24 protein-coding genes are annotated in these 24,057 nt (G+C 60.3%); 13 read left to right on the forward strand and 11 right to left on the reverse strand.

Features of this window, described 5'->3' with window-relative positions; translation table 11 throughout:
• Nucleotides 1-2 precede the first annotated feature (2 nt).
• The 8 genes from CAF80_RS23745 to CAF80_RS23780 form a co-directional block, all read right to left on the reverse strand.
• Entirely contained in the window at nt 3-881 is an 879-nt protein-coding gene (locus CAF80_RS23745; RefSeq protein WP_074688139.1) for a VRR-NUC domain-containing protein, read from the reverse strand.
• Nucleotides 881-3,247: a type VI secretion system Vgr family protein gene (locus tag CAF80_RS23750; RefSeq protein ID WP_085668013.1), complete on the reverse strand. Its 2,367-nt coding sequence runs from the start codon at nt 3,245-3,247 to the stop codon at nt 881-883. The genes CAF80_RS23745 and CAF80_RS23750 overlap by 1 nt, the downstream gene beginning before the upstream one ends.
• 25 nt (nt 3,248-3,272) lie before the next feature.
• Nucleotides 3,273-3,530: a PAAR domain-containing protein gene (locus CAF80_RS23755; RefSeq protein ID WP_074688135.1), complete on the reverse strand. Its 258-nt coding sequence runs from the start codon at nt 3,528-3,530 to the stop codon at nt 3,273-3,275.
• Between the two features lie 29 nt (nt 3,531-3,559).
• Nucleotides 3,560-4,381: a type IVB secretion system protein IcmH/DotU gene (gene icmH, locus CAF80_RS23760; protein WP_085668014.1), complete on the reverse strand. Its 822-nt coding sequence runs from the start codon at nt 4,379-4,381 to the stop codon at nt 3,560-3,562.
• A 524-nt stretch (nt 4,382-4,905) separates the two neighbouring features.
• Nucleotides 4,906-6,645, reverse strand: coding sequence for a dipeptidase (locus CAF80_RS23765; RefSeq protein WP_085668015.1), 1,740 nt, complete (start codon nt 6,643-6,645; stop codon nt 4,906-4,908).
• 195 nt (nt 6,646-6,840) lie between these two features.
• The gene (locus CAF80_RS23770) at nt 6,841-7,479 is read right to left on the reverse strand and encodes a LysE family translocator (RefSeq protein WP_085668016.1); all 639 of its coding nucleotides are present in this window, start codon (nt 7,477-7,479) and stop codon (nt 6,841-6,843) included.
• Between the two features lies 1 nt (nt 7,480).
• Entirely contained in the window at nt 7,481-8,251 is a 771-nt protein-coding gene (locus CAF80_RS23775) for a 2OG-Fe(II) oxygenase (protein ID WP_085668017.1), read from the reverse strand.
• Nucleotides 8,252-8,341: 90 nt separating this feature from the next.
• Nucleotides 8,342-8,968: a hypothetical protein gene (locus CAF80_RS23780; RefSeq protein WP_085668018.1), complete on the reverse strand. Its 627-nt coding sequence runs from the start codon at nt 8,966-8,968 to the stop codon at nt 8,342-8,344.
• A gap of 90 nt (nt 8,969-9,058) precedes the next feature.
• Here CAF80_RS23780 and CAF80_RS23785 point away from each other — a divergent pair, with 90 nt between their 5' ends.
• Nucleotides 9,059-10,054 carry a LysR family transcriptional regulator gene (locus tag CAF80_RS23785; RefSeq protein WP_064598590.1) on the forward strand — a complete coding sequence of 332 codons (996 nt, stop codon included), beginning with the start codon at nt 9,059-9,061 and terminating at the stop codon, nt 10,052-10,054.
• A gap of 53 nt (nt 10,055-10,107) precedes the next feature.
• Here the strand turns inward: CAF80_RS23785 and CAF80_RS23790 are convergent, their stop codons facing one another.
• On the reverse strand, nt 10,108-10,515 hold the full coding sequence (locus CAF80_RS23790) for a PA2817 family protein (RefSeq protein ID WP_039770706.1): 408 nt from the start codon (nt 10,513-10,515) through the stop codon (nt 10,108-10,110).
• A gap of 74 nt (nt 10,516-10,589) precedes the next feature.
• On the reverse strand, nt 10,590-13,037 hold the full coding sequence (locus CAF80_RS23795) for an acyl-CoA dehydrogenase (protein ID WP_085668019.1): 2,448 nt from the start codon (nt 13,035-13,037) through the stop codon (nt 10,590-10,592).
• A 248-nt stretch (nt 13,038-13,285) separates the two neighbouring features.
• On the opposite strand from CAF80_RS23795, the gene CAF80_RS23800 reads away from it, so the two are divergent.
• The 4 genes from CAF80_RS23800 (at nt 13,286) to CAF80_RS23815 (ending at nt 16,454) form a co-directional block, all read left to right on the forward strand.
• Nucleotides 13,286-13,945 (forward strand): transglutaminase family protein, encoded by a 660-nt coding sequence (locus tag CAF80_RS23800; protein WP_039770701.1) that lies wholly within the window; start codon nt 13,286-13,288, stop codon nt 13,943-13,945.
• Nucleotides 13,946-13,988: 43 nt separating this feature from the next.
• Entirely contained in the window at nt 13,989-14,612 is a 624-nt protein-coding gene (locus CAF80_RS23805) for a glutathione S-transferase family protein (protein ID WP_085668020.1), read from the forward strand.
• Nucleotides 14,613-14,745: 133 nt separating this feature from the next.
• Nucleotides 14,746-15,678, forward strand: a complete 933-nt coding sequence (locus CAF80_RS23810; protein ID WP_085668033.1) for an ABC transporter ATP-binding protein — start codon at nt 14,746-14,748, stop codon at nt 15,676-15,678.
• Nucleotides 15,675-16,454, forward strand: a complete 780-nt coding sequence (locus tag CAF80_RS23815; RefSeq protein WP_007950763.1) for an ABC transporter permease — start codon at nt 15,675-15,677, stop codon at nt 16,452-16,454. Before CAF80_RS23810 ends, CAF80_RS23815 begins: the two co-directional genes overlap by 4 nt.
• A 54-nt stretch (nt 16,455-16,508) precedes the next feature.
• Here the strand turns inward: CAF80_RS23815 and CAF80_RS23820 are convergent, their stop codons facing one another.
• Entirely contained in the window at nt 16,509-17,027 is a 519-nt protein-coding gene (locus CAF80_RS23820; protein ID WP_064598575.1) for a DUF2062 domain-containing protein, read from the reverse strand.
• A gap of 136 nt (nt 17,028-17,163) precedes the next feature.
• Between CAF80_RS23820 and CAF80_RS23825 the strand changes: the two genes are divergently transcribed.
• The 8 genes from CAF80_RS23825 to murB all read left to right on the forward strand — a co-directional run bounded on the left by CAF80_RS23825 (nt 17,164) and on the right by murB (nt 24,007).
• On the forward strand, nt 17,164-19,407 hold the full coding sequence (locus CAF80_RS23825; protein WP_085668021.1) for a DNA internalization-related competence protein ComEC/Rec2: 2,244 nt from the start codon (nt 17,164-17,166) through the stop codon (nt 19,405-19,407).
• Between the two features lie 78 nt (nt 19,408-19,485).
• Nucleotides 19,486-20,121, forward strand: coding sequence for a MotA/TolQ/ExbB proton channel family protein (locus tag CAF80_RS23830; protein WP_163976130.1), 636 nt, complete (start codon nt 19,486-19,488; stop codon nt 20,119-20,121).
• On the forward strand, nt 20,118-20,546 hold the full coding sequence (locus tag CAF80_RS23835) for a biopolymer transporter ExbD (RefSeq protein WP_039770694.1): 429 nt from the start codon (nt 20,118-20,120) through the stop codon (nt 20,544-20,546). Before CAF80_RS23830 ends, CAF80_RS23835 begins: the two co-directional genes overlap by 4 nt.
• A complete protein-coding gene (lpxK, locus tag CAF80_RS23840; RefSeq protein ID WP_085668022.1) occupies nt 20,546-21,556 on the forward strand; it encodes a tetraacyldisaccharide 4'-kinase in 1,011 nt (336 codons plus the stop codon). Before CAF80_RS23835 ends, lpxK begins: the two co-directional genes overlap by 1 nt.
• Before the next feature lie 24 nt (nt 21,557-21,580).
• On the forward strand, nt 21,581-21,766 hold the full coding sequence (locus tag CAF80_RS23845; RefSeq protein ID WP_003179363.1) for a Trm112 family protein: 186 nt from the start codon (nt 21,581-21,583) through the stop codon (nt 21,764-21,766).
• Nucleotides 21,763-22,527, forward strand: a complete 765-nt coding sequence (gene kdsB / locus CAF80_RS23850) for a 3-deoxy-manno-octulosonate cytidylyltransferase (protein ID WP_074688122.1) — start codon at nt 21,763-21,765, stop codon at nt 22,525-22,527. The genes CAF80_RS23845 and kdsB overlap by 4 nt, the downstream gene beginning before the upstream one ends.
• Nucleotides 22,527-22,991 (forward strand): low molecular weight protein-tyrosine-phosphatase, encoded by a 465-nt coding sequence (locus CAF80_RS23855; protein WP_064598568.1) that lies wholly within the window; start codon nt 22,527-22,529, stop codon nt 22,989-22,991. The genes kdsB and CAF80_RS23855 overlap by 1 nt, the downstream gene beginning before the upstream one ends.
• A complete protein-coding gene (gene murB, locus CAF80_RS23860; protein ID WP_085668023.1) occupies nt 22,988-24,007 on the forward strand; it encodes a UDP-N-acetylmuramate dehydrogenase in 1,020 nt (339 codons plus the stop codon). Before CAF80_RS23855 ends, murB begins: the two co-directional genes overlap by 4 nt.
• The last annotated feature ends 50 nt before the right edge of the window (nt 24,008-24,057 follow it).

Genomic DNA, 24,057 nt, shown 5'->3' on the forward strand with positions numbered 1-24,057 from the left:
GTTCACCTCCTGTTTTTGGCGCCCTTGGATGTAGGGGGTTGTTTGTTATCCGTTTCAGGGCCAGTGCAATCTTCCGGAACGCGTAGCAAGGCCACTTTCTCCCGCCCAATCTTTTCTCGGTTGACGCCTGTTTTGGGTCTCATCAGTCGCGCGTAATCGTTTATTTGTGTTTGTTTTACCCAATCCCCCGGAAACTTGATCTCGACTGCCGCAAATACATTTTCGATCTCGAACGGTTCCTGGCGGTATTCCACGACCACCAGATCAGGTGCCAGAGAACGCGGGCGGGGCCAGAATGGCTGTATCGCGCTTCCAAACCGTTTGGGGCGAGTTGCTGGATCGCCAAGCAATGCTTTTTGGCTGCTTTGGTTGTAGTTCGGCTCCGCCTTGAGTGGGCTTCGCCATTCCAACGCCTCGTCCACGGACTCAAAGAACAGCGAGGCGGTGAACTGCTTGAGTGCAACCTCAATTATGGTTTCCACCCTATCGCCGGCGATCTTTTTGCGAATGCGGCGTGGCACCTTGATTGGCATCTGTAGGGCAACTGTGCAGACTTGGCTGATGGCTGGGCGAAAAGGCACTTTACGTTCGATGTATTCCTTGAAATTCAAGTTCTCCTTGCCTCTGCGAGAAGCCGTGCTATTGCCGCCCCGGTCCACCGTGGCAAACGTGGAGCTTTTGACGTCGATTTCACGCGTCATTGCTTCGATAGTTGCTCGAAGCATGTTTTTAATCTGCTTTCTTCGCTCCTTAATCTCTACTGCGAGTTGGTCCAACTCGGCGGCGGTTTTGGCGTTTTCATAAGCCTGGTTTGCTCGGTAGGCCCGATAGGCTCTGTCGATAACGTGAGCGAGCGTTCGGGCAATGGGGACTACTGGCATCAGTCGAGGCCTTCGCTGTAATGAGCAAGAAAGTCTTCAGGAAACATGACTTTGGTCTCTGCGGGTGGAGCTTCATCATCGAAAGCCATCAGATAGGGTTGCCAGGTTTCGGTGATTCGCTGATCGTCGCGCATGATTGCTTTATGGGCCTGCACGGATTTGGATGCCTCGGTAACAGTCCAGTCAGTTCCCCCTTGGGGGCAGGTCAGGCCTTCGGTGAGTAGGGTGGCGCCATCAGTGATGCGATATCGATAGCCCGCGAAAACACGTTGATCGTTCTTCAGCAACGTGTAACGTCCCAGGAATGCTCCAAGCGGTGCGGGAGGCGATTGTGGATTGCCAAGCGGATTGCCCGTACCGATTGCATCTGTGGTGACGGGGCCTTTGATCTTGATGGTCAGCCCATCAAGGGTAATGCCATCGCTATCAATCGTGATGCTGCCACCGGGGGCTTTCAGAACAATGCGTTCGCCCGAGGTGACATCGAACACTGTCGTTTTTTGCTCAATGCGTTGCCCTGCGGACAGGTAGTAGCGGTTCCGGACTGATTGCTCAGCACTGCCTCCGATCTGGATGTTATGGTCAGCGGCAATTCTGTCATTCCGATTGTTGGCAATTTCCTCGAATCGGTCCCCACCGATGGTGGCGTGATAATTACGCCCCAGCGTCTGAATTCGATCACGGCCCAGTTCCAGATGCTGATCCTGCACAATAGCAATGTGTTCATCGTTACCTACTCGCTCGCTGCGGTTACGGCCGATTTCAACCTGCTCGTCGTGTTCGACCTTCTCGCTTCGGTCGTTACCCACGTAGGTGGTGTTGTTGTGCTTGATATGGACGTTCTTGTCTTTTTCGGCGTGGATAAAGACTTCCTGCTGCCCCAGTTCATCCTCAAAGCGCAGTTCGTTGAAGCCCGAGCCCTTATGAGTGCGGCTTTTGATGGTCATCCGCGTTTTGTGTTTCGGCAGCTCGTACGGCGGCAGATTGGTTTGGCGGTAGGTGCGGCCCGTGGCGATAGGCTGGTCCGGGTCGCCATCCAGAAAGCTGATGATCAGTTCCTGGCCCACACGCGGAATCGCCATCGCGCCCCAGGTGGCGCCCGCCCAACCTTGCGCCACACGAATCCAGCACGAACTCTGATCGTTGTTTTTATCCGCGCGGTCCCACGGAAACTGCACCTTGACCCGGCCCCATTCATCGCAATAGATCTCCTCACCGGGAGGCCCAACCACCGTGGCGATCTGCGGGCCGTCGATGCAGGGTTTGTCACGCAGCGGTGCTTTCCAGTCCGAGGTCCAGCGGATGGCGCTGGCCTTCATTTCATAGGACGTGCCAAGGCCACTGCCAAACGATTCTTCCTGCAGGCTGGTGTGCTGCTTGCCCTCGTGCTGGATGGCGATGGTGCGCCAGCGATCGTTGAAATCGTCGCGGGGATGCTCGTTCAGGTCGAAGGCCAATCCCGGTTGCAGGCGAGCATCGTCGCCTTCCAGATGGGCCAGCTTGGCGTCGTTGCGCAGGGCAGCCAGCCGGGTTTTGGTGAAGGGCTTGCCGGCAACGTCGCGCTTGTAACGGCCGGGGTAGTCGTAGCGTTCGTAGTCCTTGTGCTGGTTGTTCAGGTCCTGGTCGCCAGTCGCCGTGTGCTGCTGGTTGTAGCGCGGGTGGGTGAAGGTGTAGTCGCGCTGCACCTGCACGGCGGTGCGGACCTGTTCGGTATAGTGGAAGCGGTTCAGTGCCGGTTCCGTGGCGTCTCCACCAGCCATCGGCTGATAGATCACCGGGCAATCGGTGTGGGTGCCGATGGTGCCCAGGCCGCCGACGCGGTCGGTGAGGACGAGGGTGTGGCCGTCGGCGCGGTGTTCGAAGGTGTAGAGCAGGCCCTCTTCGGCGGCGAGGCGGGCGATGAAGTCGAGGTCGGTTTCACCGGCCTGTACGCAGTATTCGCGGGGTTGGTGCTCGAAGCAGATTTCGCTGCGGATGTCGGTCAGTTTTTGTTCGGTAAGGACGCGGGTGATGATGTCGGGCACGGTCTGGCCCTGGAAGATGCGCCAGTTGGAACGCAGGTCGAAACGCTTCAGGGTCGGCTCGACCACGGCGGTATAGCGGGTGCGGCGAAAGCCGGTGTCGCCCTGTGTGAACAGGCTGACCAGGCCGTGGACGTAACGCACCGGAGTCTCGCCACGCCAGATCGTGAATAGCCCCGCCAGATCGAGCATGCGGTAGAAGTCGATGGCCGGGTGGTGACTGACCAGCTTCAGCTCAAGTTTGAAGGGCTGGGAAAGGCCCTCTTCAAGGTTGAACGAGACCACTTCGAAGGGATCGCCCCGCAGCGGTTCGAAGGTGTAACGCAGGTCGCTTTGACGGGGCATGAAACCTCCTTGTAGTCAGTGCGGGTCAGTTGATCAGCCAACTGTCATCGCCGTTTTCCAGGGTGCCTTCGTGGTCGGTGCTGTCGCCGACGCGGGCCACGGCTTTTCCGTTGATGTTCATTGAAGGCGAGCCACTGGTGATTACGGCTCCACAACTGAGTGTGTCGCCAGCGCGGGCTACAGCCCGGTCGTTGACAGTGAAACTCTCTGACCCACTGGCGACAGTGACTGGGCCACACACTGGACACGCATGGTCGTGACCGACCAAAACGACAGCAGGCATAGAGCCTCCTTATGGTTTTCACATGGGGGTTAGAGCTTGAGGATTTTGTCCAGCGAGGCAAGGACCTCTTGGGTGATGGCGTTCAGTCGCAGGGTATAGATCGTGTAAGCCATGACTAGTACGGCGGCGGCCAGTGCCCATGGCGTCCACAATGGCCACGTGCGTTTGATCCGGTAGTTACGCGGCGCAACGTTGGTCAACGGGTCGGTCAGGCGCTTGGGTGTTTCGCCGCGCAGGGGGCGCAGCAGGCCGTGCAGCTGGTTGATGATTTTTTGTATTTCGTCATCTCCCTTGGCATGGGCACCATATTTGCCTTTGAGACCAGAGATCAGGCACTGGTACATGAACTCCAGCACATGCTGGTACCGGGCCGCTTCGGGGATCATGTTGTTCATGACGGTAAAGAATTTTTCGCCGCCCCACGTCTCCTCATGAAACTGACTGAGCAGTGAGCGCGCACTCCAAGTGGAAGACTTGCCCCAAGTAGTGCTCATGACTACTTCATCCAACAACAGGCACAGACTGTAGGAGTAGGCCTTGAGCATGCCGGCGTCGTAGTCGAGCTGATTGACTTCTTCCATGATCGTGGTGATTTGGTTGCTGACGCTTCGGTACAGCGCGGGCACATCGTCGTGCTGGTACAGACGGCGCAGGCGAATGACCAGTCCGATCAGGGGCGTGGCAGCGTCGCATAACGGGTTCCAGGCCAGGCCACGCATATCGAATTCGGGATCTGCGAGCAGTGGTTCAGATTTGGTGCCAGTAGACGTCGGTTCAAGAGTGTTTTCGGGCGAGGTGGCAGCAGGTGTTGGTTCAGTGTGGGTGGCTCTGTTCGAAATGGCGTCACTCATCGCGTGCACTCTATTTTATCTATCTAGTTGCGTTGCAGAGCTGCAACGCCTAAGTCCTGCATGGAAGCCACTCTAGGCAGACAAGATTTGGAGCTTCAATAGGGCGTGGACGATCAAGAGCTGTCCTACAAATGCTGGCGTAATAGGCTGTCAGTTTTGACTGTCTTTGGTGGGCGCTTTTCGGTGGCGGATGCGGCTAGAGATCTGCGAATGGGTTGGGCATACTCGGTACAGCGTTCCACGGACGTGCCTGGACTGCTGGCTATCGGCCTTTCATGTAGGGGTTGTCAGCTTGCCGAAGTAGTACGCAATGTAGCCCGTCAATCAACGAGGCGTATCTAAAACATCCTGGAAATCAACGGATTGCTCGAAAAAACGAGTGTCTCGTTTCCCGCTCCAAATTCACAAAAACGCCGCTCAGTGATGAGCGGCGTTTTTGTTTGTGCGGTTTTTGTCAGGCAATAGAAAAGGACCTCGCGGTCCTTTTTTTGTGGGCCCGCCAATGTGGCGAGCCCGGTACGCGATCAGAGCTTCGGCAATTGCCCGATGCGTCCCATCATTTCGGTGACGATCTGCAGGTCCAGCAGGAACTGGTCAACGGTCTTGAATTCGCCATCGGTGTGACCGGTGTACTTGACCTCCGGTCGCGCCAGGCCGAATTGCACGCCGTTCGGCAGTTCATGCACCGAGGTGGCGCCGGCCGACGTGCCGAATTCGTGTTTCATGCCCAGGTTTTCGGTGGCCACGGCCAGCAGCGCCTTGACCCATTCGCCTTCAGGGTTGCGGTACATCGGTTCGGCGATCGAATAGTCGAAGTTGACCGCGACATGGGTCTTCTTGCTCCAGGCCGCCAGTTTGTCGGCGATTTCGCGCTTGAGCACTTCCGGCGACTTGCCCTTCGGCACGCGCAGGTTGACCGCGAGTTTGAAGGTTTTGTCGTCCATGCCGACGTAGGTCAGGGACGTGGTCAGCGGGCCCATGAAGTCATCGGCGAAGCCGACGCCCAGCTTGCCACCCTTGTAATCCAGGCCCCAGTTGTCGGCGGCGTAGTGGGCAGCGTCGGTGATGTGGTTGTGCTTGAAGGCGATCTTGCCGTCCACGCTATGGATGAAATCGAGCATGCGCGCGACCGGATTAACGCCGGATTCTGGCTCGGACGAGTGCGCGGAAACACCGGTAACGGTGAGTTTGACGTCTTTGCCATCGACCTTGGCGTTCACTTCGAAATCGCCGCCATTGCGCTTGGCGTATTCAGCGCCGGCCTTTTGCAGGCTGGCCGCCAGCTCGGCGGGTTTGTCAGTCACCAGCGTGACGACCGAAACCGATGGAATCTGGTTGGTCGCCAGGCCGCCGGTCATCGAGATGATTTCCGCGCCTTTACCCTCGGCCTTGCGCTTGGCGAACTTGGCCATGACTGTGCCGTAGCCTTTCTCGGCAATCACCACCGGGTAACCACCGTCCAGCGCCAGGTTGTACTCCGGCGTCGGGTTGCGTTCGAAGTAGTAGGGAATCGCGTCGCCGGTGGTTTCTTCGGTGGTGTCCACCAGCAGTTTGAAATTGCGCGCCAGTGGCAGCTTCTCTTCCTTGATCACCTTCATGGCATACAGCGTCACAACGATGCCGTTCTTGTCGTCCTCAGTGCCGCGGCCGTACATGCGGTCGCCGATCAGCGTGACCTTGAACGGATCAAGTTTGGTGCCGTCCTTCAGCACCCAGTTTTCCGGCGTTACCGGCACCACGTCGGCGTGAGCGTGAATGCCGACGACATCCTTGCCGCTGCCGTCGAGGGAGATTTCGTAAACGCGGTTGTCGATGTTGCGGTAGTTCAGGCCGAAAGACTCAGCCAGATCCTTGATCTTGCCGGCGATCTTGATGAATTCGGGGTTGTCGTGCTGATCGACACCGTCCTTGCGGAAGGTCGGGATTTCCACCAGTTCGCGCAGGGTTTCCAGCGCAGCTTTGCCGTACTTCACACGGGTGTAGAGGCCGAGCAGGCGATGGATTTCGTTTTGCTGTTCAGCGGTCAGCGTCTTGTTGTCGAGGAAGGCGCTGATGGCCGGGCGCAGATCGTCGGTCTTGCTCAGGTCGTTCTTGGCCAGATCACCGAGAAATGCTCTGAAGTCACTGACCTTTGCCTCATTGAATGTCTTGAGAATGGTCGCGCTCTGCTGCTCGGTAAGGTTGGCATGGGCTGGCAGTGTGACGGATGAAAGGCTGGCCAGGATCAGTGTCGATGCGGCCAGTTGCTTGAGTGAAAAATCCATTGCTAAGGGCATTCCTTTGCAGGCAGTGAGTAGGAGGTGTCTGATCGAAGCGTCAGACGGTTTTGCAAACTAACACCACCAGCGAGTGATAGGGGAGCCCCCGAAGTGGGACGCGTCGCACAGAAATGCAAAAGCGGCGCAGAATCGAAAAAGCCCGTCCAATCTGTCTGGATCGGGCTTCTCCGATCAGCATGCTTACATCGACAGCACCAGACGCCCGGCAAACAGGATCAGAATCACCCCCATGCTGCGCTCGAACCAGTGGCCCATGCGCATGAACAGCACGCGCACTTTGCTGCTGGAAAAGAACAGCGCGACGATCACGAACCACAACGCATTCACCCCGCACATCCACAACCCGTACAGGGCCTGAATTTGCAGCGGTGTGCTGGCGCTGATGATCGTGGTGAAGATCGCCAGGAAAAACAGCGTGGCCTTGGGGTTGGTGGCGTTGGTCAGGAAACCGGTGGAAAACGCCTTGAACAGCGATTGCTCGACCAGTGGTTCGTCGCTGTTCTTTTCGCCTTCCATTGTCGTCTTGGGTTTGCTGCGGATCAGGCTGACGCCCAGATAAAGAATGTAAGCACCGCCGACCACTTTGGCGACGGTCAGCAACCACGGCGTGGTGTGCATCAAGGCGCCGACGCCCAGCAGGGTGTACAGCACGTGCACGGAAATCCCCGCGCCGATGCCCAGTGCCGTGCAGATGCCGACCAAACGGCCGAAACGCACACTCTGGCGGATGGTCACGGCGAAGTCCGGGCCGGGAGCGACCACGGCCAGAAAGTGGATGGTGGCCAGCGCCAGAAACTCGCCCAGGTAATTCGATGTCATTTCAGCTCCAGAAAGTCAGGGGTGAAGCATTGCCGCGATAGCCGACAAAAAACGAAAGGCTCAAGCGCGGATCGGCCACGCCCGGCGTTACCGAGTGCATGCGGCGCGAATTGAACATGATGAAATCCCCCGGTTCCGGGCGTACTTCGAGGGCGGGCGGGCCGAGCAGCGCCGGGTCGATGCCGTAGCTGTCGCCGCGCATTTCGTCGAAGCGGCCCGGGGAAATGTCGTCTTCCCACATCTGCAATGCGCCGCCTTCGGTTGGCATGTTGAGGTAGACGTTGCAGGCAAACTGCGCCTCCAGGCTGCGGGCCTGAAAACTGTCCGGGGCGTCCTTGGCGAAGATGTCGTGGTGGGCCAGAAAGCACACTCCCGGTTTCACCACGCGGGACAGGCCGACGTACATCTTGCGACCGTAGAGGTTTTCCAGGTGGGCACCCGCCGGCCAGGATTCGTCGAGCATGCAGCGCAAGGTATCGACCGGCGACGAGTAGGGTGCGCAACGGTTACGTAGTTCGGCGATGTTGCTGGTGGCGCGCTCGAAATAATCTTCGATCAGCAGCGGCTGGTTTTCCGCCTCGTAGAACGCCATGCCGATACGACCGATACTGGGCGCGTTGATGTAGCCCTCGAAGCCGGGGGCGAGGATCTTGTCGCCAATCTGGATCGCCTGCGCCTGGGGCAGAAAGCCTTTGACGCGGATGGCAAGGACTTCTTCGTTGGCCAGTTTTTTTATGCACGTCTCATCGAGACGCTCGACGTCAAGCATCATGGTTTCAGGTCCATCTATCGAATAGTCAACGGAACCGGCGAACGCGGTTCCCCCGGCGTCGGACGCTGCATCTGACAGCGCCCGAAATCCTCAATCCACGCTGTAGTGGACGGACAACGTGCCTTTCTTCTGCGAAAGGGACGCGATCGTGACTGTGCCCAAATCCTTCAGGCTGCGTACATGGGTGCCACCGCAGCCATAGGCTGGCAGTTCACCGAAACCGATTTCCCGCGCGCCTTCGCGCAGGGACGTCAGGCGCGGCAGGTCGTGTTCGATCCATTGCCCGATGCCGTATTGAACGGTTTGCGCATCGACTTCCTGCGCCGAATCTCCGGGTTTGAATTGAACCCGGCCCTCGTCCGGCCAGTGGTGCGCCTTGACCGGCATCCAGCCCATGGCCTGGACGAAGTGGCCGATCAAATGTCCGGCAGAGTGCATGCGGGTGTTGAAGCGTCTGCGTTCTTCATCGACACGGATCTGGGTCATGCCCAGTGGCACCGGTTGATCGACGAAATGAATGATCCGGTCCGCTTCCTGGACGACGCGCAGAACCTGGCTGTCGCCGATCCAGCCGGTATCACAGGGTTGGCCACCGCCCTGGGGATGGAAAAGCGTGGCGCGCAACACAACGGCGAATTCGTTCTCGTGGGGCGTGCAGTCGAGGACTTCCACATTGGCCTTGAGGTCATCACTATGGAAAAAGAGGCGAAGCGTCATATTCCATGCCCTTATTAAAGTTTCTTTTTTAATTATATGAATCGTGCAATAACGTGATAATCCGTTCAAACATCAAAGGACTGTTGCGCTGTGAGCATAAATCTTCCACTGCCGCTGCTCGGTGAAATGGCGATTTTCGTCAAGGTCGTCGAGACCGGCAGTTTCTCCGAAGCCGCTCGCCAGTTGGGCTCATCGCCCTCGGCAGTCAGTCGCAGTATTTCCCGACTGGAGAAGGCGCTGGCCACGCGTCTGCTGCAACGCACCACGCGCAAACTGCGCTTGAGCGATGGCGGGGAAGAGGTGTTCAAGCGCTGCCAGGAAATGGTCAGCGCGGCGAAGTCGGTGATGGAGATCAGCGGTCAGTTCACCCACGAAGCGGAGGGGCTGGTGCGGGTCAGCGTGCCGAAAGCGGTTGGGCGCTTCGTGATTCATCCGCACATGCCGGAGTTTCTGCGGCGCTATCCGAAGGTCGACGTGGAGCTGTTGCTGGAGGACCGCCAGGTCGATCTGATCGATGACCATGTCGACCTGGCCATTCGCATCACGGATCGTCCACCGGCGGGACTGGTGGGACGACAACTGCTGACCATCGACCATTTGCTCTGCGCCACACCGCAATACCTGGCCGAACACGGGACGCCAACTCATCCCCACGACTTGCTCAATCACAGTTGCATTTACCTGGGCGAGACCCCGAGTGATGCGCGCTGGAAATTCAAGAAAGGTACGAAAGCCGTTACCGTCGGCGTGCGCGGCCGGTATGCCGCCAATCACACCGGCGTGCGTCTGGGCGCCGTGTTGCAACACATCGGTATTGGCAGCCTGCCGTATTTCACCGCCCGTTATGCGCTGGAGCAGGGGCTGATCGTACAAGTGTTGCCGGACTGGACATTCCTGGCGTCGTACCACGGCGGATTGTGGTTGCTGCATTCGCCGACGCGCTATCTGCCGCCGAAGCTGCGGGTGTTCATCGACTATCTGGTGGAGTGCCTGGAGAAAGAGCCGACCTTGAGCAAGCCGGGGAAGTCCGGCGGTTCAAAACCGTTGGCCGAGTACGAATTGCCCGAGAGTGAGGGGTTACTCTGACCCAATAAAAAAAGGCCCGCCTGGACCATGCGGGCCTTTTTATTGGGCGAAAATCAGTGCTTGCTGTCCTGGGCGGACATCGCCAGCAGCTGTTTTTCCTGGTTCCAGTCGAACGGTTCGTCGTTCTGTTCGGCTTCGTAGCGGCGTTCTTCCAGTGCCTGATACAGGTCGATTTCTTCGTCGGACAGGTAATGCAGGCAGTCGCCGGCGAAGAACCACAGTAGATCCCGCGGGATCAGGTGGGCAATTTGCGGGTAACGGGTAATCACTTGAGTCAGGATGTCCTGGCCCAGGTATTGGCTTTCGATCGGCTCGATCGGCAGTGACGCCAGCAGTTCGTCGAAACGCTCCAGGAACAGGGCATGGCTTTCTTCGGGAACCTGATCGGCCTCACCTACGGCGACCAGGATACTGCGCAGATGGTCGAGCAAAACCAGATGATCGGCAACGACGTTGGACACGAGATAAGTCCTCAAGAGCAAAACGGGCGCGGGAGTATAAAGCGCCCGCGCCCGTTTTTCACTGATTGAAGGGATCAGCGGATTTTGCCTTCCGCGGGTTTGAGTTGCTCCTTGTCGAAATCATCGACATCGATCACCTTGCGCCGCGCCGCCTCGGCATCACGCAGGGTCTGGGCTTCCACGGCCTGCAACACGCCGGCTTCCAGTGCCGCATCGATGGCGTGTTCGCCAGCTACCGGTTTGACCTGACCGCTCTTGAGCGACGAGTGCAATTTCTTGTGCAGCGGTTGCGCAGCGTTCAGTTGATCGCAGGCGTGCTGCAGCGCACCGACGGCATCATCGGCCGATTGCGGGCGATAGCAGCCGGCAAGCAGTTCTTCCAGCGCCGGATCGCCCTTGGCCCGGCCGATGACCGCAGCCACCTCGGCACCGAGTTTGTCCGACGGGCCTTTGTGACGGCGGCCGAACGGGAACACGATCACACGCAACAGGCAGCCAAAGACTCGGTTCGGGAAGTTGGTCAGCAGTTCATCCAGCGCCTTTTCCGACTGGCCGAGGCTTTCCTCCATGGCCCATCTGAACAGCGGTTCCATGTACGCCGGGGAATCGAGGTCGTGATAACGCTTGAGCGCCGCCGACGCCAGATACAGGTTGCTCAGTACATCGCCCAATCGTGCCGACAGACGCTCGCGGCGTTTCAGTTCGCCGCCCAGCAGCATCATGCTCAGGTCGGCGAGCATGGCAAACGCGGCAGCCTGACGGTTGAGGGCGCGGAAATAACCCTGGCTGAGCTTGTCTCCCGGTGCATGTTCGAAATGGCCAAAACCTAGGTTCAGCACCAGCGTGCTGGCGGCGTTGCTCACGGCAAAGCCGATGTGCTTGAGCAGCAGGTCATCGAATTCCTTGAGTGCCTGATCCTTGTCCTCGCGCCCGGCGAGGGCCATTTCCTTGAGGACGAACGGATGGCAGCGGATGGCGCCCTGGCCGAAGATCATCAGGTTGCGCGAAAGAATGTTCGCGCCTTCCACCGTGATGAAGATCGGCGCGCCGTTCCAGCTGCGGCCCAGGTAGTTGTTCGGGCCCATGATGATCGCCTTGCCGCCGTGTACGTCCATGGCGTGGCTGATGCACTCGCGACCGCGTTCGGTGAGGTGATATTTGAGGATCGCCGACAGCACGGAAGGCTTCTCGCCCAGATCCACCGCGTTGGCGGTCAGCATCCGCGCGGCGTCCATCATCCAGGCGTTGCCGCCGATCCGTGCCATGGCTTCCTGAATGCCTTCGAATGCTGAGAGTGGCACGTTGAACTGCTCGCGAATCTGCGCGTACTGCCCGGTCACCAGACTGGTGAACTTGGCCGCGCCGGTGCCCACTGCCGGCAGCGAGATCGAGCGCCCGACCGACAGGCAGTTCATCAGCATCATCCAGCCTTTGCCGAGCATGTCCTGGCCGCCAATGAGGAAGTCCAGCGGGATGAATACGTCCTTGCCGGAGTTCGGGCCGTTCATGAACGCAGCGCCCAGCGGCAGGTGGCGACGACCGATTTCCACGCCGGGGGTGTCGGTCGGGATCAGCGCCAGGCTGATGCCGAGGTCTTCCTTGTCGCCGAGCAGGTGATCCGGGTCATAGGCCTTGAAGGCCAGGCCGAGCAAGGTCGCGACCGGGCCGAGGGTGATGTAGCGTTTTTCCCAGTTCAGGCGCAGGCCGAGGATTTCCTGACCTTCCCATTCGCCTTTGCAGATGACCCCGGTGTCGGGCATCGCACCCGCGTCTGAACCCGCGAGCGGGCCAGTCAGCGCAAAGCACGGAATGTCGTCGCCCCGGGCCAGCCGTGGCAGGTAATGATTGCGTTGTTCGTCGGTGCCGTAATGCAGCAGCAGTTCAGCCGGACCGAGGGAGTTGGGCACCATTACGGTGGAGGCAAGATCGCCGCTGCGGGTCGCCAGTTTCATCGCCACCTGGGAGTGGGCGTAGGCGGAGAAACCCTTGCCGCCGAATTCCTTGGGGATGATCAGGGCGAAGAAACCGTGTTCCTTGATGTGAGTCCAGGCTTCGGGCGGCAGGTCCATCGACTGGCCGATCTGCCAGTCGGTGACCATCGCGCAGAGCTCTTCGGTCGGGCCGTCGATGAACGCCTGTTCTTCTTCACTCAGTTGCACTTTGGGATAGGACAGCAGCTTGTCCCAGTCCGGACGGCCGCTGAACAGTTCGCCGTCCCACCACACCGTGCCGGCGTCGATCGCGTCGCGCTCGGTCTGCGACATCGGTGGCAGGGTTTTCTGGAACCAGCTGAACAGCGGCGCGGTGAAGTGTTTGCGGCGCAGGTCAGGCAACAGCAACGGGGCGGCGACCAGGGCCAGCACGACCCAGAAAATCAGCAACAACCAGCCCGGTGCGTGGCTGAAAATCCCCATCGCCAACAGGTAAGCGGCCACGATGCCCAGTACCGGCAGCGGGGCGATGCGCCGGTGGGCCAGATACGCCACGCCGACGATCAGAACCAGTATCCACAACAACAGCATATTTAATCCTCCGTGAACCAGGGCGAACCGACCCTCCAGAGCTTAGACGGCATCTGCAAAACGGGGCGGTCAGAGCAAGGTGATTGAAATCGTGGGAAACCCCGGATGTCTTTTGTAGGTTCGGTGGGCAACACGCGTGGGAAATCGTTCGCCGCTTCCGCGTCTTTGCGTGCATGTTTGGCCGAAACGTCGTTATCTCTGTGCTGAACCTCTCGCTAGACTCGGGGCTCAATCAGGAGAATGTCGTCATGCACGAGTATCTGAGCCCCGGCCGCTTCATCGATAGTGACCACCCCTCGGTGGTGGAGTTCGCCGAGCAGCACCGTGGTGCCAGCCGCGATCCACTCGCGCAGGCGATCAGTCTTTATTACGCCGTGCGCGAGGCGGTGCGTTACAACATGTACACCTTCAGCCGCGACCCGCAGACCTTGCGCGGCAGCTATGCGCTGGCGGCGGGTGAGAGTTATTGCGTGCCCAAGGCCACGTTGCTCGCCGGTTGCGCGCGCCATTGCGGGATCCCCGCACGCATTGGTCTGGCGGATGTGAAAAATCATCTGTCGACGCCGCGTCTGCTTGAACTGCTGAGAAGTGAAGTGTTCGCCATGCATGGTTATACCGAGCTGTTTCTCAATGATCGCTGGGTGAAAGCCACACCCGCGTTCAACCAGAAGCTCTGCGAAATGTTCAACGTTGCGCCGCTGGAATTCGACGGCATGAACGACAGCGTTTTCCACCCGTACAACAGCGATGGTGCGCTGCTGATGGAGTACCTGGTCGATCACGGCCAGTTCGCTGATGTACCGGAATCTTTTTTCTTCGAACATCTGCAGAAATGTTATCCGCACCTGTTCAACGATCAGCAGACGCCACTGTCCAGTGACATGCGCGGTGATGTCGGCCGCCTCTGATCCGGCGTATGCTGCCTGCCCATTTACTGGAAAAGAGGCGGTCATGCTGAAGATCTGGGGTCGCAAGAATTCGTCGAATGTCCGAAAGCCCTTGTGGGCTGCCGAAGAGCTCGGGTTGGCCTACGAGGCCATCGATGCCGGTGGCGCGTTTGGTGTGGTCGACACGCCGGAGTATCGGGCAATGAACCCGAACGGGCGGGTGCCGGTCATTCAGGACGACGGTTTCGTGTTGTGGGAATCGAATGCCATCGTGCGTTACCTGCTGGCAAAACATGCAGCCGACACTTCGTGGTATCCGGCGGATCCGCAGATCCGCGCCACCGCTGACAAATGGATGGACTGGACGACTTCCAGTTTTGCAGGACCGTTTCGCACGGTGTTCTGGGGCGTTTTGCGTACCCCGGCAGACAAGCAGGACTGGCCGGCAATCCATGCGGCGATCAAGGAATGTGACGGCTTGCTGGCGATGGTCGATCAGGCACTGAAGCACCAGCCGTATCTGTCCGGCAATGAAATCGGCATGGGCGATATCCCGCTCGGCAGTTTCATTTATGCCTGGTTCGAGATGCCCATCGAGCGCGCGCCACAGCCGAATCTTGAAGCCTGGTACGCGCGGTTGGAGCAGCGTCCGGCGTATCAGAAAGCCGTCATGACCGCGTTGACTTAATACCTACTATCGACACACTTGACTGTACTTGTGCGGCGACGGCAAGCACCATTGCGCTCGAGCGCTGCGGTTGTCCTCCTCGCCGCCGGCTTTTTATCAGTCCTTTTTTCCTTACTGGGTGCGTAAATCCGATATGAGTTCCGCTCTGTCCATCCGGCAGCTAACCAAAACCTACGGCAACGGGTTCCAGGCCTTGAGTGGTATCGATCTGGACGTCGCCGAAGGTGACTTCTTCGCCTTGCTCGGCCCCAACGGCGCCGGCAAATCCACGACCATCGGCATCCTCTCGACCCTGGTCAACAAGACCAGCGGCACCGTGAATATCTTTGGCCACGACCTGGACAAGAACCCGGCGGTGCTCAAGCGCTCGATCGGCGTGGTGCCCCAGGAATTCAACTTCAACCAGTTCGAAAAGACGTTCGACATCGTCGTGACCCAGGCCGGTTACTACGGCATTCCGGCGAAGGTCGCCAAGGAACGCGCCGAGCAGTATCTGACCCAACTCGGCCTGTGGGACAAGCGCGATGTGCCGTCGCGTTCGCTGTCCGGCGGCATGAAGCGGCGTCTTATGATCGCCCGTGCGCTGGTGCATGAACCGCGTCTGCTGATCCTCGACGAGCCGACTGCCGGCGTCGACATCGAGCTGCGCCGCTCGATGTGGACGTTCCTCACCGAACTGAACCAGAAAGGCATCACCATCATCCTCACCACCCACTACCTGGAAGAGGCTGAGCAGTTGTGCCGCAACATCGGCATCATCGACCACGGCACCATCGTCGAGAACACCAGCATGCGTCAGCTGCTCGGCCAGCTGCATGTGGAAACCTTCCTGCTCGACCTGAAGAGTGATCTGGCGGTTGCGCCGCAACTGGTCGGCTATCCCGCCCGGCTGGTAGACGCACATACACTGGAAGTCCAGGTCGACAAGTCCATGGGCATCACTGCGCTGTTCGGCCAGCTGGCCCTGCAGAACATCGAAGTGCTGAGCCTGCGCAATAAAACCAATCGCCTCGAGGAGCTGTTCGTGTCCCTGGTGGAGAAAAATCTGTCGAAGGTGGCGGTATGAGTTCCGAGCTGCGCCCCAACCTCGTTGCCCTCAATACCATCGTTTATCGCGAAGTCAGACGCTTCACCCGGATCTGGCCGCAGACTTTGCTGCCGCCGGCGATCACCATGGTCCTGTACTTCGTGATCTTCGGTAACCTGATCGGTCGGCAGATCGGCGACATGGGTGGCTTCACCTACATGGAGTACATCGTGCCGGGGCTGATCATGATGTCGGTGATCACCAACTCCTACGGCAACGTGGTGTCGAGTTTCTTCGGCAGCAAGTTCCAGCGCTCCATCGAAGAACTGATGGTCTCGCCGGTTTCGCCGCACACGATCCTGATCGGTTACACCATTGGTGGTGTGCTGCGAGGCCTGATGGTGGGCGTGATCGTTACGATTCTGTCGCTGTTCTTCACCCATTTGCAGGTACACCATCTCGGTGTGACGGTGCTGGTGGTGGTGCTGACCGCGACGATCTTCTCGCTGCTGGGCTTCATCAACGCGGTGTTTGCACGCAACTTCGATGACATCTCGATCATCCCGACCTTCGTGCTGACCCCGCTGACCTACCTCGGTGGCGTGTTCTACTCGATCACCTTGCTGCCGCCGTTCTGGCAGACCGTGTCGCTGGCCAACCCGGTGCTGCACATGGTCAACGCCTTCCGTTACGGTATCCTCGGTGTGTCGGATATCCGTATCGGTATCGCGATCACCTTCATGCTGGTGGCGACGGTGGTGCTGTATATCGGTTGTTCGCGGTTGCTGGTGAGCGGGCGCGGCATGCGCACCTGATCCCTTCGACGCTGCAACGAAAAACGGCCTCCCACAGTGGAGGCCGTTTTGCATTCACGCCTGACGTCTTTTCTTGCGCCGCGCCCATTGCCGGGCCACCCACCAGCGCCAGTACAGCATCACCAGACAGTAGGCGAGGGCGCCCAGTGCCAGCCCGACCACCACAGAACCCAGCAGGAACGGTTGCCACAAGGTCGAGAGCTCACCGCTGATCCATTCCCAGGTCAACTCGTCCGGAAGTGTGCGGGCCGGAACGTCCATCAGCCAGGCCCCGGCCTGATAGGTGCAGAAGAACACCGCCGGCATGGTGATCGGATTGGTCAGCCAGACCAGGCTGACCGCAATCGGCATGTTGCCGCGCACCATGATCGCGAGGACGGCGGCCACCAGCATTTGTGCGGGAATCGGCAGGAACGCGGCGAACAGGCCGACGGCCATGGCGCGGGCCACCGAGTGTCGGTTGAGGTGCCAGAGGTTCGGGTCATGCAGCAACGTGCCGAGAAAGCGTAAGGATTTGTGTTCCCTGATGCTCGTCGGGTCGGGCATGTAACGTTTGAATAAGCGCCGGGGCATAAGGCTTCTCGGTCGGTTAAGGCGGCAAGTATGTCTGGATTCTACGAACCGCCCATTCAGACTTTGTGACAATTGATAACGACGCCCTTGCCCCGCAGCCGCTATGCCTGAAGGTGGGACTCTCAAGGACGGGCTTATGCGCACAGGGATGATGGCGCTGGCGGTCGGTCTGCTGGCAGCGGTTTTTTTACCGGCCCTGCCGCCGGTCGGGTTATTGCTGGTGTTGCCGTGGGTGGCGCTGATGCTGCTGCCGTTTCGCAGCTATCCACTGGCGTTTTTGCTGCTTGGATTTACATGGGCGGGTTTCAACGCGCAGATGGCGTTGAATGATCGACTGCCTTCCCGGCTGGATGGCGAAACGCGCTGGGTGGAAGGGCGGGTCGTCGGCTTGCCGCAGAACGCCGAGGGCGTCGTGCGCTTCGAACTGGCCGATGCGCGCTCGCGTCACGACAAACTGCCATCGCTGATGCGTCTGGCCTGGTACGCCGGGCCCGAAGTCAAAAGCGGCGAACGCTGGCGATTGGCGGTCAAGCTCAAGCGTCCCGGTGGCCTGCTCAATCCGGATGTGTTCGATTACGAGGCCTGGCTGCTGGCGCAACGCATTGGTGCTACCGGGACGGTGAAGGATGGCCAGCGTCTGGCGCCGGCGCAGTGGGCCTGGCGCGACAGTATTCGCCAGCGCCTGCTTGCCGTTGACGCCCAGGGTCGTAACGGCGCCTTGGCCGCGTTGGTGCTCGGCGATGGTTCCGGCCTCAGTCGCGAAGACTGGCAAATCTTGCAGGACACCGGCACCGTGCATCTGCTGGTGATTTCCGGCCAGCACATCGGGCTGTTGGCAGCGTTGATGTACGCGCTGGTTGCCGGGTTGGCCCGATTCGGATTTTGGCCGCTGCGTTGGCCCTGGCTGCCCTGGGCGTGCGGTCTGGCATTCGCGGCGGCGCTGGGTTACGGCCTGCTGGCTGGATTCGATGTGCCGGTACGACGGGCCTGCGTGATGGTTGCGCTGGTGCTGTTGTGGCGTTTGCGTTTTCGCCACCTCGGTGCCTGGTGGCCGTTGCTGCTGGCCTTCAACGGCGTGTTGTTGATGGATCCGCTGGCCAGTCTGCGTCCGGGATTGTGGCTGTCGTTCGTGGCCGTGGCCGTGTTGATCTTCACCTTCGGTGGCCGTTTGGGACCGTGGCGCTGGTGGCAGACCTGGACACGCGCGCAGTGGCTGATCGCAATCGGATTGTGCCCGGTGCTGCTGGCGTTGAGTCTGCCGATCAGTCTCAGCGGGCCGCTGGCCAATCTGCTGGCGGTGCCGTGGGTCAGTTTTGCGGTGCTGCCGCCGGCGTTGCTCGGGACTTTGTTGCTGCCAATTCCTTATGTCGGTGAAGGGCTGCTGTGGCTGGCCGGTGGACTGATCGATGGATTGTTCCGGGCACTGGCCCTGATTGCCGGGCGCTGGCCGGCGTGGGTTGCACAATCGATGCCGGGCTGGATCGCGGCGCTGGGTTGCATCGGTGCAGTGCTGTTATTGCTGCCCCGAGGCGTTCCCCTGCGTCCCTTGGGCTGGCCGTTGCTGCTGGTGCTGGCATTTCCGCCTCGAGAACGCCTGACCGAAGGCGTAGCGGATGTGTGGCAACTGGATGTCGGCCAGGGTCTGGCAATTCTGATCCGCACCCGGCATCACACCTTGCTGTACGACAGCGGCCCGCGTTTCGGCGACTTTGACCTCGGCGAGCGAGTGGTGCTGCCGGCATTGCGCAAATTGGGCGTGGAACACCTCGACCTGATGCTGCTCAGCCATGCCGATGCCGATCACGCAGGTGGCGCACTCGCCGTAGCGAAAGGATTGCCGGTCAGCCGGGTCATCAGCGGCGATCCGCAGGGGTTGGCCGAAGCGCTGAACGCCGAAGCCTGTGAAAGCGGTCGGCAATGGCAGTGGGACGGCGTTGCCTTTCATCTATGGCAATGGGCAGAAGCCCATGACAGCAACCAGCGTTCCTGCGTGTTGCAGATCGAAGCCAACGGCGAGCGGCTGCTGCTGACCGGTGACATCGACACCAATGCCGAGCGGGATTTGCTCAACAGCGCGCTGGCGGTTCCGACCCAGTGGCTGCAAGCCCCGCATCACGGCAGCCGCAGTTCCTCATCGATGGCCTTGCTCAAGGTTTTGCAGCCCCAGGCCGTGCTGATTTCCCGAGGGCAGGGCAACTCGTTCGGCCATCCGCACCCGACGGTCATTGCCCGTTACCGCAAGCAGGGAATACACATCCACGACAGCGCCGAGCAGGGCGCCATTCATCTGCAACTGGGGCGGTTTGAGCCGGCCCGGTCGATGCGTCAACAACGCCGGTTCTGGCGCGCCCCTCCGTTGCCGGGGACGGAGTACCGTTGAGCACGGTCGTCGGGGCGACGGGTCTTTATCGCGAACCGGTATGGTAAAGTGGCGCACTTTTTCGAGGGGGCTGTCACTGTGTGGGAATTGGTCAAATCCGGCGGCTGGATGATGTTGCCGATCATTCTGAGTTCCATCGCCGCCATGGCGATCGTCGCCGAGCGCCTGTGGACCCTGCGCGCCAGTCGCGTCACCCCTGAGCATTTGCTGGGTCAGGTCTGGGTCTGGATCAAGGACAAGCAGCTCAACAAGGAAAAACTCAAGGAATTGCGCGCCAACTCGCCGCTGGGGGAAATCCTCGCCGCGGGCCTGGCCAACTCCAAGCATGGTCGCGAGATCATGAAGGAGTGCATCGAAGAGGCCGCCGCCCGGGTCATCCACGAGCTGGAACGCTACGTCAACGCGCTGGGCACCATCGCTGCCATGTCGCCGTTGCTCGGTCTGCTGGGCACGGTGCTGGGCATGATCGACATTTTCAGTGCCTTCACCGGCTCCGGCATGACCACCAATGCTGCGGTGCTGGCCGGCGGTATTTCCAAGGCGCTGATCACTACCGCTGCGGGTCTGATGGTCGGTATTCCGGCAGTGTTCTTCCACCGTTTCCTGCAACGCCGCATCGATGAACTGGTGGTGGGCATGGAACAGGAAGCGATCAAACTGGTGGAAGTGGTGCAGGGAGACCGTGACGTCGATCTGGCCGGGGGCAAAGCGTGAAATTCCGTCGCAAGCCCCGGGAAACGATCGACATCAACCTCGCGTCGCTGATCGACGTGGTGTTCATCCTGTTGCTGTTTTTCGTCGTGACCACCACCTTCACCCGCGAAACCCAACTGCGTGTCGACCTGCCGGAAGCGGTCAGCGGCTCGCCGGCCGAGGATCAGCAGGTCAAGCAACTGGATGTGGCCATCAGCGCCGAAGGCGTGTTTTCGGTGAACAACAGGATTCTGCCGAAAAACGATCTGGCCACCCTGATGGAAGCCATGCAGAAAGAAGCCAACGGCGACACCAACATGCCGTTGTCGATCAGTGCTGACGGCAAGGCTCAGCATCAATCCGTGATCACCGCCATGGACGCGGCCGGCAAGCTCGGTTTCAGCCATCTGCGCATGACCACGGTCGAGGCGGCGCCCAAATCCTGATGGCCATGTCCGATCGTCTGCTCGCCGCGTGGTATCAGGGGCACCCGGCCCTGACGCTGTTGCGGCCGCTGGAGTGGCTGTACCGCCGCGTGGTGGCCGGCAAGCGTCAGCGTTTTCTCGATGGCGAAGGTGAGATCTACCAGTCGCCGGTGCCGGTGATCGTGGTCGGCAACATCACCGTCGGCGGCACCGGCAAGACGCCTATGATCCTGTGGCTGATCGAGCACTGCCGACGCCACGGGCTGCGGGTCGGTGTGGTCAGTCGTGGTTACGGCGCCAAACCGGCGCAACTGCCGTGGCGGGTCGACGCTGACCAGACTGCCGACATCGCCGGCGACGAGCCGTTGCTGATCGTGCAGCGCACCGGCGTACCGCTGATGATCGATCCCGATCGCAGCGCCGCCGTCAGAGCCCTGCTGGACAGCGAGCCGCTGGACCTGATCCTGTCCGATGACGGCATGCAGCATTACCGCCTCGCGCGGGATCTGGAACTGGTGCTGATCGACGCCGCCCGAGGGCTTGGCAACCGGCGCTGTCTGCCCGCCGGCCCCCTGCGCGAACCGGTCGAGCGCCTGCAAAGCGTTGACGGTATGCTGTTCAATGGCGCCCTTGAGGATCGCGACGGCGGTTTCGCCTTCCGTCTCAAGCCCTCGGCGCTGGTCAACCTGCGCAGCGGTGAACGCCGGCCGCTCGATCATTTTCCGCCCGGCCAGGCCGTGCACGCGGTGGCCGGGATCGGCAACCCGCAACGTTTCTTCAATACCCTCGAGGCGCTAGACTGGCGGCCTGTGCCCCACGCCTTCGCCGACCACGCCGAATACAGCGTGCAGGCCTTGAGTTTCACGCCGTCATTGCCAGTGGTGATGACTGAAAAGGACGCGGTGAAGTGCCGTGCCTTCGCCGCTGCCGACTGGTGGTACCTGGCGGTCGATGCTGTGCCGTCACCGGCCTTCGTGGCCTGGTTCGACACGCAGTTGATGCGCCTGTTGCCGGATCGTCTTTTGCCTTAATCCGTTTTTATCCAGGGAATGTTCATGGACACCAAATTGCTCGACATCCTCGCCTGCCCGGTCTGCAAAGGCCCGCTCAAGCTCAGCGCCGACAAGACCGAACTGATCAGCAAGGGCGCCGGTCTGGCGTATCCGATCCGCGACGGCATCCCGGTCATGCTGGAAAGTGAAGCCCGCACCCTGACCACCGACGAGCGTCTGGATAAATGACCACCGCCTTCACCGTTGTCATCCCGTCGCGCTACGCCTCGACCCGTCTGCCGGGCAAACCGCTGCTGGACATCGCCGGCAAGCCGATGATCCAGCACGTCTGGGAACAGGCCAGCAAAAGCAGCGCCAGCCGCGTGGTCGTGGCGACCGACGATGCGCGTATCGTCGAGGCCTGCAAGGCTTTCGGCGCCGAAGTGGTGCTGACCCGTGAAGATCACAACTCCGGTACCGATCGTCTGGCTGAAGTGGCGGCGAAGCTGGGCCTGGAGCCGGATGCCATCGTGGTCAACGTGCAGGGTGACGAACCGCTGATCCCGCCGAGCGTGATCGATCAGGTCGCCGCGAATCTTGCGGCCCACACCGAAGCGCGCATGGCCACCCTGGCCGAGCCGATCGAAGACGTGGAAACCCTGTTCAACCCGAACGTGGTCAAGGTCGTCAGCGACCTCAACGGTCTGGCGCTGACCTTCAGTCGAGCGACCCTGCCATGGGCCCGCGATGCTTTCGCCAAGAGCCGCGACGTGCTGCCGGAAGGCGTGCCGTATCGTCGCCACATCGGCATTTATGCCTACCGCGCAGGCTTCCTTCAGGACTTCGTGAACTGGGGACCGTGCTGGCTGGAAAACACCGAATCCCTCGAACAGCTGCGTGCCCTGTGGCACGGCGTGCGGATTCATGTGGCTGACGCGTTGATCGCGCCGCCGACCGGGGTCGACACCGCCGAAGACCTCGAGCGCGTCCGTCGCCTGCTGGAGGCCTGATGCGCGTTCTGTTCGTGTGCCTGGGCAACATCTGCCGTTCGCCCACCGCCGAAGGCGTGTTGCGCCACAAGTTGCGTGAAGCGGGGCTGGCGGATCAGGTCGAAGTGGCCTCTGCCGGCACTGGCGACTGGCATGTTGGCAATCCGCCGGACAAGCGCAGCCAGGCGGCGGCCAAGCTGCGCGGTTATGACCTGTCGGCGCAACGCGCGCAGCAGGTCAGCCGCGCCGATTTCGCCAGCTACGACCTGATCCTCGCCATGGACAACAGCAACCTGCGCAATCTCAAGGCGCTGCAACCGTCCACCGGCAAGGCCGAGCTGGACTTGTTCCTGCGCCGCTACGAAGGTGAAGTCGACGAGGTGCCGGATCCGTATTACGACGGCGATCAGGGCTTCGAGCAGGTGCTGGATCTGATCGAGCGTGCCTGCGATCAGTTGTTGATTGAAGTGAAGGGGCGGTTATGAGTTTGCAGATACAACCGCAGGTTTCCCTGAAGCCCTTCAATACCTTCGGCGTTGATGTGCGCGCACAGCTGTTTGCCGAAGCCCACAGTGACGCCGATGTGCGCGAAGCCCTGGCGTATGCGAGTGCCCATGATGTGCCGTTGCTGGTGATTGGCGGCGGCAGCAATCTGTTGCTCACGGCGGACATTCCGGCGCTGGTGCTGCGTATGGCCAGCCGTGGCATCCGCGTCATCAGCGACGACGGCAATCGTGTGGTGATTGAAGCCGAAGCTGGCGAACCGTGGCACCCGTTCGTGCAGCACACGCTGGCGCAGGGTTTTTCCGGGCTGGAGAATCTCAGCCTGATCCCCGGCACTGTCGGTGCTGCGCCGATGCAGAACATCGGTGCTTACGGCGTCGAGATCAAGGATGTGTTCGCCGGCCTGACGGCACTGGATCGCCAGACCGGCAAGCTGCGCGACTTCAGTCTGGAGGAATGCCGGTTCGCCTACCGCGACAGCGTGTTCAAGCAGCAGCCGGGGCGTTGGCTGATTCTGCGGGTGCGCTTCGTACTGGACCGAGTCGCGCATTTGCATCTGGAATACGGTCCGGTGCGTCAGCGTCTGACCGAGCAGGGCATCGAGCAACCGACGCCGACGGATGTCAGCCGCGCGATCTGCAGCATCCGCAGCGAAAAACTGCCGGACCCGGCGGTGCTCGGCAATGCCGGCAGCTTCTTCAAGAACCCGCTGGTGTCGGCGGCCGTGGTTGCACAGATCAAGGCGCAGCATCCGGATCTGGTGGCCTACGCGCAACCGGACGGGCAGATGAAACTGGCGGCCGGCTGGTTGATCGAGCGTGCCGGCTGGAAAGGTTTCCGTGAGGCCGATGCCGGCGTGCATAAATTGCAGGCGCTGGTGCTGGTCAACTACGGCACGGCGACCGGGCTGCAATTACTGGATCTGGCCCAGCGCATCCAGAAAGACATTTCAGAACGTTTCAATGTCGAGCTGGAAATGGAGCCCAACAGGTATTGAGGCTACGCTTTCAAGGCTGAACCCAAAGCCCTGCACTTATTTAAAAAGTG

This window comes from Pseudomonas sp. B34(2017), assembly GCF_002112915.1.
In the GTDB taxonomy this organism is placed as follows: domain Bacteria; phylum Pseudomonadota; class Gammaproteobacteria; order Pseudomonadales; family Pseudomonadaceae; genus Aquipseudomonas; species Aquipseudomonas pharyngis.